This window comes from Paenibacillus sp. GXUN7292 (assembly GCF_050864975.1).
GTDB lineage: Bacteria > Bacillota > Bacilli > Paenibacillales > Paenibacillaceae > Pristimantibacillus.
This window is the reverse complement of the sequence record NZ_JBOZWO010000031.1, coordinates 16625-31240: the sequence shown is the minus strand read 5'-3', so window position 1 is coordinate 31240 and position 14616 is coordinate 16625. Positions and strand designations below refer to the sequence as shown.

General features: G+C 42.4%; 13 protein-coding genes. 6 read left to right on the top strand and 7 right to left on the bottom strand.

The genetic code is table 11. The features are described 5' to 3' along the window. Window positions 1–107: 107 nt before the first annotated feature. Window positions 108–572, bottom strand: a complete 465-nt coding sequence (locus ACRRU2_RS21140; RefSeq protein WP_331697359.1) for a CBS domain-containing protein — start codon at window positions 570–572, stop codon at window positions 108–110. Between the two features lie 253 nt (window positions 573–825). On the opposite strand from ACRRU2_RS21140, the gene ACRRU2_RS21135 reads away from it, so the two are divergent. Further along, the gene (locus ACRRU2_RS21135) at window positions 826–1416 is read left to right on the top strand and encodes a DUF4358 domain-containing protein (RefSeq protein WP_432504780.1); all 591 of its coding nucleotides are present in this window, start codon (window positions 826–828) and stop codon (window positions 1414–1416) included. Between the two features lie 126 nt (window positions 1417–1542). Here the strand turns inward: ACRRU2_RS21135 and ACRRU2_RS21130 are convergent, their stop codons facing one another. Both ACRRU2_RS21130 and ACRRU2_RS21125 read right to left on the bottom strand, forming a co-directional pair. Then, a complete protein-coding gene (locus ACRRU2_RS21130) occupies window positions 1543–1971 on the bottom strand; it encodes a DUF2752 domain-containing protein (RefSeq protein WP_331697357.1) in 429 nt (142 codons plus the stop codon). After that, on the bottom strand, window positions 1934–2272 hold the full coding sequence (locus ACRRU2_RS21125; RefSeq protein ID WP_331697356.1) for a DUF4234 domain-containing protein: 339 nt from the start codon (window positions 2270–2272) through the stop codon (window positions 1934–1936). Before ACRRU2_RS21125 ends, ACRRU2_RS21130 begins: the two co-directional genes overlap by 38 nt. A 276-nt stretch (window positions 2273–2548) precedes the next feature. On the opposite strand from ACRRU2_RS21125, the gene ACRRU2_RS21120 reads away from it, so the two are divergent. From ACRRU2_RS21120 to ACRRU2_RS21100, 5 genes are all read left to right on the top strand, one after another. Continuing rightward, window positions 2549–2857 carry a hypothetical protein gene (locus ACRRU2_RS21120; protein WP_432504778.1) on the top strand — a complete coding sequence of 103 codons (309 nt, stop codon included), beginning with the start codon at window positions 2549–2551 and terminating at the stop codon, window positions 2855–2857. A 191-nt stretch (window positions 2858–3048) separates the two neighbouring features. After that, entirely contained in the window at window positions 3049–5373 is a 2325-nt protein-coding gene (locus ACRRU2_RS21115) for an AraC family transcriptional regulator (protein ID WP_432504776.1), read from the top strand. Between the two features lie 211 nt (window positions 5374–5584). Further along, window positions 5585–6517, top strand: coding sequence for an ABC transporter permease (locus ACRRU2_RS21110; protein WP_331697353.1), 933 nt, complete (start codon window positions 5585–5587; stop codon window positions 6515–6517). Window positions 6518–6530: 13 nt separating this feature from the next. After that, window positions 6531–7397, top strand: a complete 867-nt coding sequence (locus ACRRU2_RS21105; RefSeq protein ID WP_331697352.1) for a carbohydrate ABC transporter permease — start codon at window positions 6531–6533, stop codon at window positions 7395–7397. A 54-nt stretch (window positions 7398–7451) separates the two neighbouring features. Continuing rightward, window positions 7452–9095 (top strand): hypothetical protein, encoded by a 1644-nt coding sequence (locus ACRRU2_RS21100; protein WP_432504773.1) that lies wholly within the window; start codon window positions 7452–7454, stop codon window positions 9093–9095. A gap of 86 nt (window positions 9096–9181) precedes the next feature. On the opposite strand, the gene ACRRU2_RS21095 is transcribed toward ACRRU2_RS21100, so the two are convergent. From ACRRU2_RS21095 to ACRRU2_RS21080, 4 genes are read right to left on the bottom strand one after another with little or no spacing between them, the layout of a single operon-like run. After that, on the bottom strand, window positions 9182–10285 hold the full coding sequence (locus ACRRU2_RS21095) for a glycoside hydrolase family 88/105 protein (RefSeq protein WP_432504771.1): 1104 nt from the start codon (window positions 10283–10285) through the stop codon (window positions 9182–9184). Between the two features lie 7 nt (window positions 10286–10292). Next, window positions 10293–12851: a hypothetical protein gene (locus ACRRU2_RS21090; protein WP_432504769.1), complete on the bottom strand. Its 2559-nt coding sequence runs from the start codon at window positions 12849–12851 to the stop codon at window positions 10293–10295. A 19-nt stretch (window positions 12852–12870) separates the two neighbouring features. Next, complete coding sequence (locus ACRRU2_RS21085) at window positions 12871–13680, bottom strand: carbohydrate ABC transporter permease (RefSeq protein ID WP_331697348.1); 810 nt, start codon at window positions 13678–13680, stop codon at window positions 12871–12873. Continuing rightward, window positions 13677–14588: a carbohydrate ABC transporter permease gene (locus ACRRU2_RS21080; RefSeq protein WP_432504767.1), complete on the bottom strand. Its 912-nt coding sequence runs from the start codon at window positions 14586–14588 to the stop codon at window positions 13677–13679. Before ACRRU2_RS21080 ends, ACRRU2_RS21085 begins: the two co-directional genes overlap by 4 nt. Window positions 14589–14616: the final 28 nt, after the last annotated feature.

Genomic DNA, 14616 nt, shown 5'->3' with positions numbered 1-14616 from the left:
AAAAAAAGACAAGCCTCATGGGAAAGAGACTTGTCAGGCTGTTGCGCTGCGTATTATGACCAACCAGTACTCATACTGCGATACGCTGCCTCTGCTTCGTCAGCTAATTACTTTTCCTCAAGAATGCCTTTGAACGACTGTCTAATCACATCGCCGCGGCTAATGACGCCAACCAGCACGCCGTTTTTGACAACGGGCAGTTTTTTAATTTGCTTCTCGCCGAGAATAGCGGCAATGTCTTCAATATTGTCATCCCACTGTGCCGTGAGTACCTTTTTGGTTGCCAGCCTCATCACATTAACATCCAGCACCTCACGAATGCGATCTTCAAATTCATCTTGATCACCTTGAATGTAACTGAACATATACACCATATTGATAATAATGTCATTATGCTTACCAATATAGCTCATCACGTCGCCATCACTAATATAAGCTACAATTTCGTTTGCATCATTAACCACCGGCAAGCCGCTAATATTATGATCAATAAACTTTTTGACAACGGTACGTATGGTATCATCTTTCATTACTTTGTACACGTTACTTATCATAATTTCATGTGCTTTCATTGAATATCTCCTCCTGACTGAATCGTATAGAAACGCAGGTCATTCATGCACAAAATATTATGGCCTATCTTTATTATAACGGATTATAACCAAATTTTCATATATAGCTATTTCCTGAGTTGGTCATTTTAGTGAAACAAGGATAAATGGCTTCGCTATTGTTGCCTGCAACATTACTTAGGTGATCTGCGTCTATTAACCTGTAATCGAAGAGCTCCGATTACTAGAATTTTAGTGCAAGGAGAATAACCCCATGAAAAAAACAGCAATGTCTCTTCTAGTCGTCACAGCTCTGCTTGGCAGCTTGCTGACGGCGTGCTCCGGCAATACGAACAATAATAGCGCAACTCCACCTGCAACAAACTCGCCGATCACAAGCGAAAGCCCGACGCCGAGCCCAAGCCCGTCTGATGAGCCGTCAAATACCGATAAGCCAGATGATAACAAAATTGAATCGTCTACTGATAAAATTATGAAAGCAATGCTAGACAAAATAGAACAACCGGGTCTCATGGACCTGACCTTGGACAATATTGACGCCTATTATGTCATCGATACCGATCTGATTGATGAATTTTCGATTAAAACACCGGCTTTCAACCTCAGCTCCAATGAAATTGCGATCGTCAAAGTGAAGGACAAAAAAGATATCGCTGAAATCAAAAAGAGCATGGAGCAGCGCGGAGCTGACGTGCAGAAGATGTTCGAGCAATACTTGCCAGAACCATACAAGCTCGCCCAAGACTATAGAGTAGTCACAGTTGGCGAATATGTCTTGTTCCTGATTTCCGAAAAAGCCGATGAGCTGGAAAAAGCCTTCAAGGAAGCGGCAGCTAGCGCGTAACTTGTGCTCCTTGGCCAATTTCGTTAGAAAAAAAGATGCATCCACCTTCTATTCAAGAAGGCCGATGCGTCTTTTTTCTTTCCTATATTTAAAATGACCGGGCGCTAAAGGCACTCGGTCATTTCATTAAGGCAGCGCTGTTGGAGCAAGCCAGCTCAGCGCAGGTAAATTTCTTGCTATGCCATATGCTATCGCAAGCGTGAGCATAATTAGCATTGCTGTATTGCTTGTTCTTTTCCATTGATATTTATTGGCCATGTAATAAATGACGTATAATGGCGGAACAATGAATAGCAACGCATTATAACGCAGGCTTTGATATATGTCTAAATGCAGCAATGTCAAAGCCGCGCGCGTCATCCCGCATCCAGGACAATAGAAGCCTGTAACAGCAAGAAATGGGCAAGGGATGCCGATATGAGTCAGCGGAAGCCAAACAAGCAAATAGAAAAGCAGGAGCAGCCCAAGAACAATGATCCATACTAGCTTTGGATTGTTCTTTACAAAGGTTGTTACCCTATGCCAGCTTGTTGACGTCATTTTGTGCCAATGCATACGTAACGATACCTAAACCAAAGATCGTCAGAATCAGATAGACAGCAGAGTTGTCCGTTGGCTGATAACCGCGATGGTATTGCGCATGAGCGATATGCTTGCCTACTTGGTAGGACCAAATAAACGACCATATTCCACATGTTACTATAGTAAGCAAAAAGTGCTTGCCGCCTGTAAAGCTTGGATCATTGCTTACTTTACCAATATCATTGGTAAGTACAATGAACCAATAGATACCGTAGATTCCGCATGTAATAAATGTTAATACGATACATAATGCAATGTTTCTTTGGATAATCACATTTACACCTTCCTAATAAAATAGTTTGAATTTGTAGAACCTTGTAGAAATATGCCAACGTCATTATATGCAACAATATACAGAAAAACAAGACAAAAATTAGTTAAGTCAGCCCAAACTTGATCGCAGTGCTCTTCCCTTTTTGTTGTTTGCTCCACTATTCAAAACGAATCGGCAGTCTAGTCAAAAAAATACTTTTTCAAAGCCTAAAGATTTACTCTTACTTTTATTCGGTGGTAGAATGAAGTATACATATTTTGAAAAAATGAGGGATGAATGATGGATTTAGGCAAATTGACTAATATGGCAAGCGGGCTTGGACTGGATTTGGACAAATTGAATCTGGAGCAAATCATTACCGATAAATTTATTAAAGACAACACTATGCTTGATTCGGTACAAGCTTTTCTGGATAAGGTTGGCGTAGGCAACGTGCTGGATTTGAAAAATATTTCTGCCGATAAGCTGGATGGAATTATTAAAGGAATCAGCAGCTTTGGTTCCTGGAAAGATTTCTTGGTGAAAGCAGCAGGAGGCCAAATTGGCGGCGGTCTTGGCGATAAGCTGGGCGGATTGTTCAAGTAATAAAAAGTGGCAAATAAAAAGCCGGGCGCATCATTCATGCGACCCGGCTTTTATCGAGAAACGGCACATCCTTAGCCTAGGACGCGCAGCGTTTCTTCTTGTAAACATAGCTTTCAAGTACTCGTTTTAATGTTGATATTTACATCGTAATAAAAAGACTTTATGATTTTGTATATGCAGGGGGGGAAACAGTGATAAAGAAACTAGCAAGAATAAAAAAGATTACCTTCAAAAAGAAAATACTTATCTATTGTTTATTTCTTAGTATCATTCCTGTTACTTTATTGGGAATGATTTCATCCTATACAGCAGTTAAAAGCATTCAATCAGAAGTGGATACGAATAACAGGATCATACTAAAACAAATTGAATATCAATTAAATGCATTTTTAGCTGAATTGAAAACGTTGTCATTACAGGTGTCAGAAGATTTAATTATACAAAATTCATTGCTGCTCGGCATTTCGACAACGCCAAAAGAAAGTTTTGAAGCTACCATGAATATGATGAGCACGGTATCGAAATATAGAAGTGTCACAAAAATCCCGTTTGGCGTAACTTTGGTTTACACTGACTATGATCAAATTTACTCAACTATTAAAGGACTGTCGTCGATAAGCAATTTTAATTACAGACAATTGATTCAAACCTATAATCCTAAATATTTTGGTGTATCGGTAATTACTCCCAACACCTATCTTAATCAAAATGAATTATTAATTGTAAAGCAAGTTTCTGTCGACTACAGTACAGCTGGAATCGTGATTTTACATGTGGATATCAAGAGAATGTATGAGTATTTACAATCCATTGAGATGGGAAATATTCAAGTTTTAATTGTCGATGATCAAGGGAAAATTGTTTTGAGTCCAAGGGCAGAAGAAATTGGTGCCCGCTTGACATTGGAATCACCTATTTATAGCGTGTCGAAAGAAAAGGCGGGGATTTCCAAACAATTGGTTATCGCCAATGAGAAGTACAATGCTACGACCATAAAGTCGACCTATAATAATTGGACATATATTGCGATGACGCCCATGCGTGAGTTAACTAATAAAGCTAATGATATTCGCAACTGGACATGGGGAATGGCAGCGTTTCTCGTTATATTCTGGGGATGTATATCCTTTTTAAGTTATCGAAGCCTCTACATGCCTATTTATCGTATTATGCAGAAGTTGCCTCGAGTGATGAAGGCGGGCACTGATGATGTCCAAGCCATTCATTCGTATATGGATGATGTGGTAGAAAAAAATAATTATCTGAAAGATCAATTGCAACAGGAGCAGCAACAGGTCAGGGAGCATGTAATGAAAAAGCTGATACATGGGGAAATATCAGCGGCTTCTATACAGGGAAAATTACAGCAATATAATCTTGTTATTGAAGGAAAATCATTTTATATATGCGTAGTGGATGTTGATCAAGTGAATGCGTTTAAACAGAGATACTTGAATAATGACAGAAATTTGATTATGTACGCGCTTAATAAAGTGATTCAAGAGTTATGCGACGAGAATGATCAGATTCACTATATCACTTCTAATGTGCAAATTTGTCAAGTTCTGCTAATACTCGGGTTGCAAGACTCATCAGATGATTCGGAACAATTGATTAGACATTTATGTGGACTAATACGTTATAAAATTCAGGAAATATTCCAGTTCACGGTTTCGATTGCGGTAAGCAGAGAAACTAATGATCCCTACTATCAAATAAATGACTTGTATGAGCAGACGCTTCAATTGTTAGGCTATCGTCATTTGATTGGTGTGAACAGCACGATCTCGTGTCAAGATGTGGAAGCATTATCGGTTATTGATTTGCGAGATAGAAACTCTGCCAAATGGCATAAGATGACGATATCATGCTTAATGGAAGGGAATGTGAATGAAGCGGAGGAAATGTATATGTCCATGTTGGATATATTGCCTTTGCACGTCCCTGATTTTAAAATGTTTCAAGGAATACTGACTTACTCTCTGGATGATATCGGACAATTTATGTATGAGAGAATGGGCTGCACATTTGATGAAGTGTTTGAGAACGATGTTTATCAAGATATTTTTGCAACTACATCACTGGATGAAATGAAAGAATGGTTTTCCATTGTATTTTTTCCTGCCATCAGAAAAAAAATTGAACATATGGAGCTTATAAGTGATAGAAAAACAGTAGATCGCACAATTGAATATATTCATAATCATTATGATTCCGATCTTTCTTTGCAAGCCATTGCTTCAGAGCTTGGAATGTCCACCTCTCAATTAAGTAAAGTTTTCAAAAAACAAGAAAATATTAATTTTGTTGACTACGTCATTAATTTCAAAATGAATAAAGCGAAAGAATGGCTGGTTTACACAGATTTGTCCATTAAGGAAATCTCCGATAAGCTGCAGTATACAACGACTCAAAACTTCACAAGAGTATTCAAACAAATTACAGGGATACCGCCTGGGAAGTACCGAAGCGATTACAGATCCGGTAAATCCGATGAAGCAGAACGATTGGAATAATAAAATGAACAGCCCTCATCTTGCTGTAGAGATGGGGGCTGTTTGTTTTTGGACAAGGATCGGGTTAGCAGTTTCTTCTTGAACAGAAGTATCATCTTTTGCCTTATTTGTTTCAATTTTTGCCGAACTGTATTTTAAAAAATGAAACTATGCATTAATTATGTGTTCCCCTATAGTGAAAGCAATAACAGGCAGAGAGAGGGAGATTGCAATGAGTGCGTTAAGGTTAGAGTCCCCGAAGAAATCATTATTAAAAGAGATTGCGAAGAACAAGTATATATATATCATTTTAATTCCGGGACTATTGTATTATGGCATTTTTTGTTACGGTCCCATGTATGGAGTTTTGCTGGCTTTTAAAGATTTTCGAGCAAACCTGGGCATATGGGGAAGCCCTTTTGTAGGTTTGGAGCATTACCGTTATATTTTCAATGATTATGAGTTTTGGCAAGCATTCAGGAATACGATTGAAATCAGCTTGAGCCGCATTGTGTTTCAATTTCCTGTTCCAATTATATTGGCGCTGTTAATCAATGAACTATGGGACGGGAAATACAAACGGTTTTTGCAAACGGTATTTACATTTCCTAATTTTTTATCGTGGGTTATTGTTTCGGGAATTATACTCAATTTATTAGGCAGTGAAGGGGTCGTCAATCGCTTTTACGCGTTGTTTGGCGCAGAAACGCAAATGTTTTTGGCTGATCGCGATTTGTTCAGACCGCTTATTTATATATCAGATATTTGGAAAAGCTCCGGTTGGGTGTGTATTATTTATTTGGCGTCAATTACTTCGATCAGTCCTGAATTATACGAGGCTTCTTATATGGATGGAGCAAATCGGTTTCAGAGAATGCTGTATATCACATTGCCTGGCATACGATCGGCCATCGTGTTGATGTTGCTCTTGCAAGTTGGAAATACGATGAATGCCGGTTTTGATCAAATTTTCAATATGTATAATGCTGCGGTTTTAAGTGTAAGCGATATCCTGGACACCTACATTTATCGCATTACATTTCAAACGTCAGGCGATTTCGGATTTAGTACAGCAGTAGGTTTGTTCAAGTCATTAATTAACTTTATGTTGCTTGTGGTTTTTGATCGTATCGCCAAACTGATGGGTGAAAGAGGAATTTTCTAGGGAGGTGCAATTGTTGAGAGTTAAAAAAAATCATATCTTCAATCTAATTAACGCTGTCTTGTTGGGAGCATGCGCCTTACTGATTATATATCCATTCTACAATGTCCTGCTAATATCGGTTGTATCGCAGAAGGAATATATGCAAACTCCGTTTATGATTTTTCCAAAAGAAATTACATTTGAAGCTTATCATTTTATTTTTCATAATCCACGTTTTTATCATGGCTATATCAATACGCTTATGATTCTGGTGATAGGTGTTCCTTATAATATGATCATTACAACTTGCACGGCGTATGCGTTGTCCAGGAGCAACTTCCCGGGAAAGAAGCTGATCACTTCCATGGTTATTTTCACCATGTACTTTAGCGGAGGCATGATTCCTCTCTATCTGCTTATCAAAGAGATGGGGCTGATGAACAATTTGCTGGCGGTCATTCTTGTTTCGGGTGCGAACACTTTCTATATGCTGCTTATTCGAAGTTATTTTCAATCCATATCTCCGGCTGTTGAGGAGTCGGCAAAGATCGATGGGGCAAATGATATTGTTATTTTGATACGAATTATGCTGCCTTTAGCATTGCCGATTATGGCTACCATCATTTTGTTTTTCTCGGTTGACCGTTGGAATGAATGGTTTAATGCCATGCTCTTTATAAGAGATGGTGATAAATGGCCATTGCAGCTTGTGCTGCGCAGTATTATATCGACCACTACGGTAGATATGAGCAGCGCAGGTATAACTATCGATCGCAATATATTTTCTGACGGGGTTAAGATGGCTGCTATTTTTATAACGATGGCTCCCATTATGGTGTTGTATCCTTTTCTCCAAAAATATTTTATGAAGGGCATTATGATTGGCTCTGAGAAGTCATGAACGAGTGATTTAAAGAGTTTCTCTTTAAATATAAAAAAATGTAGGAGGGTTAAAATGAAAAAGATTGTAATGGCTTGCTGGATTATTCTTCTCGCTGCAGTATTGGCCGGATGCAGTAAAGGAAATGGCTCTGACAACGGCGAAAATCAACAACCTGCTCAAAGCCCGAAAACAGGCGATGAACAACAAGGCTCGCAGGAAGGCGCAACAGGATTCGAGAAAAGAATAACCTTTACAGCCACCTCTGTAGACGTTACGGAAAACGGAAATTATACGGAAGATGAAATTTTCAAGACGTTGGATGAAAAATTTAATTTTGAATACAAGCTGGTTCCGTTAAGCTGGGATAATTGGGCAGAGAGAGATCGATTATGGATTAATTCCGGTGACATGCCTGACATGATGTTTTGGGATTTTAATTATACTGACTATTTGAATTATAGCAAACAAGGCTTAATCAAGCCTCTGCCAGATGATTACGAAAGTAAATATCCGAATTTGGCAAATTCCATTAAAAAATCCGGAATCGGAGATTTCTTGAAAAGCCAGGATCCGGATGGTCGATTGTATATGGTTCCTAATGTCATTTACAATAATCCAGTTACTGAAACTACCGATATTATTATTGATTCGAAGGTATTGTATTACAGACAAGATTGGGCTAAGAAAGTCGGAATTCAAGTTGGCGACACGATCACAATGGAACAAATAGCTCAATTGGGGAAAGCTTTTGTTGAACAAGATCCAGGTAATAATGGTGCTGGTAAAACAATCGGACTGTCATCTGCACCGGATCAATTATTCGCTGCATTTGTTCAGCCATTCAATAAACACTACAAGATATTCCATAAGGTTGACGGGAAGTATGTATGGGGAGCTTTCGAGGATTCCACGCTGGAAGGCGTGAAAAATTTCGAATATTACTTTAAGCAAGGCTTCATGGATAAAGATTTTTATACGTTTAAAGCACAGGAACATTTGGAAAAATTCAATGCTGGCATTAGCGGGATGTTCGTATGGGGTGCTTCAGCAGCAAACGTGAACGAAAGAATGCAAGCATTTGACAAAGCAAATCCGGATTTGGATTCTTTGGAATCGATTGGTATCGCCACAATTGTTGGAGATGACGGAAAGTTTTATGGTGAGCAGAACTTAATGAATTTCTGGACAGGAGAAATATTCAGTCCGACTTTGGATGATGAAACTTTTGATAGAATTTTGACTATTCTGGACTATATAGCGACACCGGAAGGCCAGCGTCTGATTTTTGCCGGAATTGAAGGCAAAGATTACGAAATGAATAGCGAGGAGCTAGTGATTACAAGAGAGAAGGACAGTGCGGGCAATTTCAAATATATTGCTGACATGTATCCTTCCTACTATTTCTTTTATACCAAAGTCATATTGCCGGATGATTGGTCTGCGCGCGATCCATCCTTGCCTGCCGCGGTACGAGATAGAGCTATAAGCATGTTTCGAGTAAAAGAAAAAATAACAGACGTTGTACCACCAGACTATGAGCTCATATTGTTGTCTACGCCAAATAAAAACAAGTTTAGTATTAATGTGGTCGATGCGATTGTGCAAGCTTTGTATAGTGGCAAAGATATTGAAACAGCTTGGGAAGAATGGAAGCTGAGTTCAGAGCCGAAGGTTAGAGATGTATTGAATGAAATTAATGGAGCGCTGATAAAGTGACGAAGCACGTCCCAGTATTCCTTTGACTGTGAAGGAATACTGGGGCTTTTTTATTGTTTGCGAAATTATGCATGGTTAAAATTGTGTTACCGATAGGTATTTTGTTGTTCGTCGACGTGCTTCAGCGCTTCGATGAGCAGCAGCTGCGTCATGGACTGCCCATATGTCATAGGCGAGATCGGAATATCCTTATAGAACTGGGCGTCGTAGCCTACCGGCGTGCCGTAGGAAACTTGCTGCACAACTCCGTCCTCGTTAATTTGAGCAAGAACTCCTTGCAGGGCAAGCATCCCATTATTTTTAAGCTCAGCAGGCAAATAGCCCAGCCGTACGCCTTTGAGAATGCCGTAGCCGATTGCAGCCGATGCGGAAGCTTCAAGATAAGAGCTTGGATCGTCAAGCACGGTATGCCATAAGCCGCTTTCATGCTGCAGCTCCACTAAAGCCAGTACTTGGCATCGCAGCGTATCCAATAAGTATTCCTTCAAGCCGGGCTCCATCGCTGCCGTATCTAGAAAATCAACGGCGCCGCACGTATACCACGCATTTCCCCTGCCCCAGTGAACAGCTCCGTAATTGTGCTTGCCATTGTAATCCCAGCCATGATAGAACAAACCGCTTTTTTTGTTGTACAAATATTTGATATGAAGAAGGTATTGACGCTTCGCTTCTTCGACATATTCCGGTTTTTCAAAATAATTGCCTGCTTTGGCGAGAAACATGACCGTCATAAACAGGGTATCGATCAGAATTTGCCCATCGTTGGCATCGCCGGTAATCATATGCTGGAAAGCACGATCCTCGCCTGTACGGATGAGACCGTTCATCACCCATTCCGACCATTCCTTGCATATATGGCGGTATTCTGGGTTATCAGTTTTTTCGGCTAAAGAGACAAGAGTAATCAGCGGTGAGCAGGTGTTGACATTACGCTCCGGCAAGCCAGCTGCAATGCGGCGGTCATACCAGCTTATCAAATATTGCAATACGTCGGGATCGGCGGTCGCTTCAAAATATTGATACATGCCGTATAATCCGACCCCTTGCGGCCATTCCCACAAATCAATATCGATCAGCCCAATCGGATATTGTTCATTCATAGAGCTGTTTTTAAGAGTTTTCATCGCTTCAGAAACTTTTTTTATAGCAGATAGCAGCTGCTGCTTATTAATGGCAGTTTGTTGCGGCATTATGCTTTCACTCCTTTGTTTGCTCATCCAACATCGTGAGCCGTCCCATTACGCCAGCTCCGTCCACCTTCTGTATTTGACCGTTAACGGTAAAGCCATGTTCCCAATAAAGCTCTGCTGAGCCATATTCGGGATCCTGCAGGCGGATATGAAGGCCAGGCTCGTTCTCAATTCCAGCAGCAAGCAAACTTGCGGCGAATTGCTGGAAGCTCCCAGCTTCTGCTACGTTGGAGCAGCGCATCACCCATGTATTAAACAGCCCGTCTGATACCCATTCCCGTCTTCGATTAGCGCCTTGCTCCGTCATTTTCATGCCATTTGCCGTCCAAACACCGATATACGAGCAGTCCTTGCGGGCAAACAGCCAGTTGCCCTGACTGAACCACTCGTCGTATTCATCGACTGGCAAGAAAAGATGCGTATATCCGGCATCATGCTGCGGATTGATCTGATAGTGCAAGACGGCAAGTCCTTTGAACTGCGCAGCCTTTGGCAGGGTGCCATTGCCGGCCCAGAAGCTTGGGCGTCCGCTTCCATAGCTATGAAGCTCTCCGGGATGGTTAATCCAAGCTTGTGCGTACGGCGATGCCGCATAGTGGACGATGTGCTCCTGATAGCCCGCATACCCCGGGCGGAAATCTTGAATGGAGGACATGACGCCATCCTTCGTTTTATAGTGATACAAGCGTGCGTAACCGTCTTTTCCTTGCTCATACTCAAAGATGAAGCCTTTGCCGGCAGGCTTTAGATAAGCAGCGTAGTCAGCAGGAGCTTCGTATGAGCAAAGGCTGAAAATAACATTGCTTAAGGAGTAGCCATTCAATATGCCTTCGCCATAAGCAATCCAGCACATCGAGGAGGTGCCGGCTACATTGTGTCCTTTCAGCTCTTTTTCATAGCTTCTGCCAAAAGTCGTCATCAACCGTCCGTCATGCGCATGAACAGCTATATAATAGAACAATTGATCCATCGCTCGCTTGGCCGCTTGCCGCAGCTCAGCCGACTCGGCCAAATCGTAAATATGGAGAAGCCCTAGCGCATCGACAGGAATATAGGCATTAGAATTCCATTCTGCAAGACCTTCTTCAAAGAACCGCTCGAACCATTCGGCTAACCGGCTTTCAGCTTGCTTGCGATGCTCCTTGCCGGTTTTTCCGCTGTTGCTAAAGCGCTCATCCGGGAACAGCTGTCCGGCAAACAGCTCGCAGGCATGGAATAGCAGAGCATGGTTTTCGCTGAAAAACCACATAACATCACTGCCTGGATCATCGATCCAATAGCGGAAGGAAAGCATGCATTCCTTCACCTGCTGCCAGAACTGACCGGTTAAATACGAATCATAATCGTTGCCTTTGTATTCCTTCCAAAGCTTGAACAATCCCGCTAAATAAAAATCAGAGCAATCCTCGCGCGCATGAATTCGTTTCATGCCTTCGTACAAAATAGCCATCGTCTGATCAGAAGGACCATGTATGTGCAGCTGCGCAACGGCGGTATGAATATTTTGGCTGCCTTGATCCGCAATAAAGCGCAGCGCAGCCTGCTTTCTTTCTTTGATCGTGTTCGAGGCAGGAGGCGGGTCTAGCGTTATGCAAGCCTCCATTCCAATTCGCTTGCTCAGCTTCAATCCGTCAAGCCAGAAATCGAGCGTAAAGTAATGATAGCCCATACCGATTTCATCTGTATGACCTAGCTCAAGCTGCTTCATGCCCGGCTGCAGCATAATCTGCTTCTTCTGCTGGCCGTCAAAGAAATTGCCCCATGTCACGTCAACCTGGATCGGCTCGTGCAAAGGATTATCCAGCTGAAGCGCGATAAAGCCGTCCGTGACAGACTCCTTTTCAAAGTAGCTGGCTTCAAGCGCCAGCTCCAGCTGCAGCCACTGCTCTGACCGTTCAGGTGCAATCGGAAGCAGGATGGAGGGCTCGCTAGTGCTATATTCATCCAGCTGAAAGTAGTACTCGGTATCCCGTTCCGCCAAATCCTCAAATCGTATTTCAAATAAATGCACGCCTTGCTCAAGCTCGAGCTCGAATTCGGTTTGCTGCACTTTGTTGCGTTTGTACGATACAAAATCTATAACTAATGTGCCATCGACCCACAGCGTGACCGCACCACAGGTGCGGAGACTAAATTTGTAACGTCCGGCATTATCATATTCAATTTGCGTCGCTGCATAAGTGGTAAGCAGTGTCGGCTCAAACCAAAAGCCGGAATGATCGACTCTTGGATTGTCCCAAGGACAATAGACGGTCCAGCTTTGCTGCTCGCCCTCATGGCTGACAGCAGCGCCTGGGCCCGGCATTTCTAGCTGGAAAGGATATTGAGGCGGCTGCTTGCGCCGCTCCTCAACATATTCTTTTCTGCAAGGATTCTCGTGAATAGAGAAGCCTTCCAGCAGCCAAGTATTAATTTCGCCCGTCATCGTAACAGGCTCGAATTGTATTTTTTTCTCAAAAGGGCCGCTTATTAACCAGCGATTGATAGATTTTGCAGCACTATTATGCCCGTTTGGGCTGAATTGGCCTGTTTGATACGGTTTGTAGCTCACGGTTGTATGCAGCATCGGATATTCTGTCCTTTCCTTATTTCATTCCTGTAGTGGCCATCCCTTGCACAAAGTGCTTTTGGAACATTAAAAACACAGCAAGCACCGGAACCATCGTTACAACGGTCATCGCAAGCAGACTGCCCCAGTCCACGTCATATTGTCCGATAAAGTTGGAGATTGCCAGCTGTACGGTATATTTGTTCGGGTCGCTGATCACGATGAGCGGCCAGAGGAAGTCATCCCAGCGCCACATAAAGGAAAAGATAGCGAGAACGGCCATAATAGGCTGGGCAATCGGCAGCACGATGCGCCAATAAATTTTCCATTCGCCCGCCCCGTCTATACGCGCTGCCTCCAGCAGCTCATTAGGGATCGTAAGCAAATATTGGCGCATCAGGAATACGCCGGTTGGCGTTGCAGCCGGAGGAATAATAATCCCCCATAGCGAGTTGTATAACCCGAGCTTGCTAATCACCTTAAAGATAGGGATCATAATAACCTCGAGCGGAATCATAAGCGTAGAAATAAAAGCGATCAGAATAAACGTATCTCCGCGGAAACGGTATTTTGCCAGAGCGTAGCCCGCCATCGAGTTGATCAGCAGCAGCAGCAGGGTAGACACAATCGTAACGAATAAGCTGTTCATAAACAGCAAGCCGAATTTCCCGGCCTTAAAAGCTATTTCATAGTTTTCAAACGTAAAATGGCTAGGGAATATGGACGGCGGCCATTTGTACAATTCATTTTTGCCCTTAAAGGATGAAACGACGACCCAGAACACAGGGAATATATATACGATGGACAGCAGCGACAAGGTGATGTACGTAAATGGTTTCGATCTCAATCGTATGCTCCCCCTTTGGACAATTTGAACTGCACGAATGCGAACGTGCCGATAATGGTAAACAGAACGACAGACATGGCGCTTGCCAGGCCAAGCTCGGTCTTTTCAAAGCCGATTTCATAGATGTACTGCACCATATAAGTCGTTGCTTTGCCTGGACCGCCGCTCGTTAAAGCATACATAAGCGGATACTGCTTGAAAGCGTCAATGACAGTTAGAATAAGCACAAGCAGGCTCGTCGGCTTAAGCAGCGGCAGCGTGATTTTGAAAAATATGCGGGAACGCGATGCCCCGTCAATGCGGGCTGCTTCATAGAAGTCTGTAGGGATGGAATGCAATCCGGCTATAAAAATAACCATATAGAAGCCGATACGCGACCATAGCGTTGCTGCCACGACGGATACTTTCGCCCAGAACGGATCAGTCAGCCAGCCGATTTCCGGCAGCCCCAGCCCTCCCAGAATATAGTTGAGTATGCCGAAGCTGCTTCCAAAGATCCATTTCCATGTCAGACCGACGATAATAAAGGAAATCATAACCGGCCAGTAGTAGACGGCGCGAAACAAGCCTTTAAAGCGAATCTGTTGCGCAAGAAGCAGCGCAATGCCCAGCGAGCAGATAAACAGCAGCGGCACTGCTGTACCTGCATAAAGGAAAGTATTTTTGAGCACCTCCCAAAATTGCGAATTGGATAAAATAGATTTATAGTTATCAAGGCCAATAAACTTCATTGGATTGAGCCCGTCATATTTGTGCAAGGAATAGTAAAACCCCAATATAGCCGGGATGACAATAAACACGCTGAAAATGATAATGTTAGGCAAAACAAACAAATAAGGCGTTATCAGCTGTTTGAATTTGTGCATACGCTTCGGTTTATTGGAACTGCTGTGAACAGCTGCCTCCATAGTCGCCCTCCTTCGAGTTTTGTGAAGA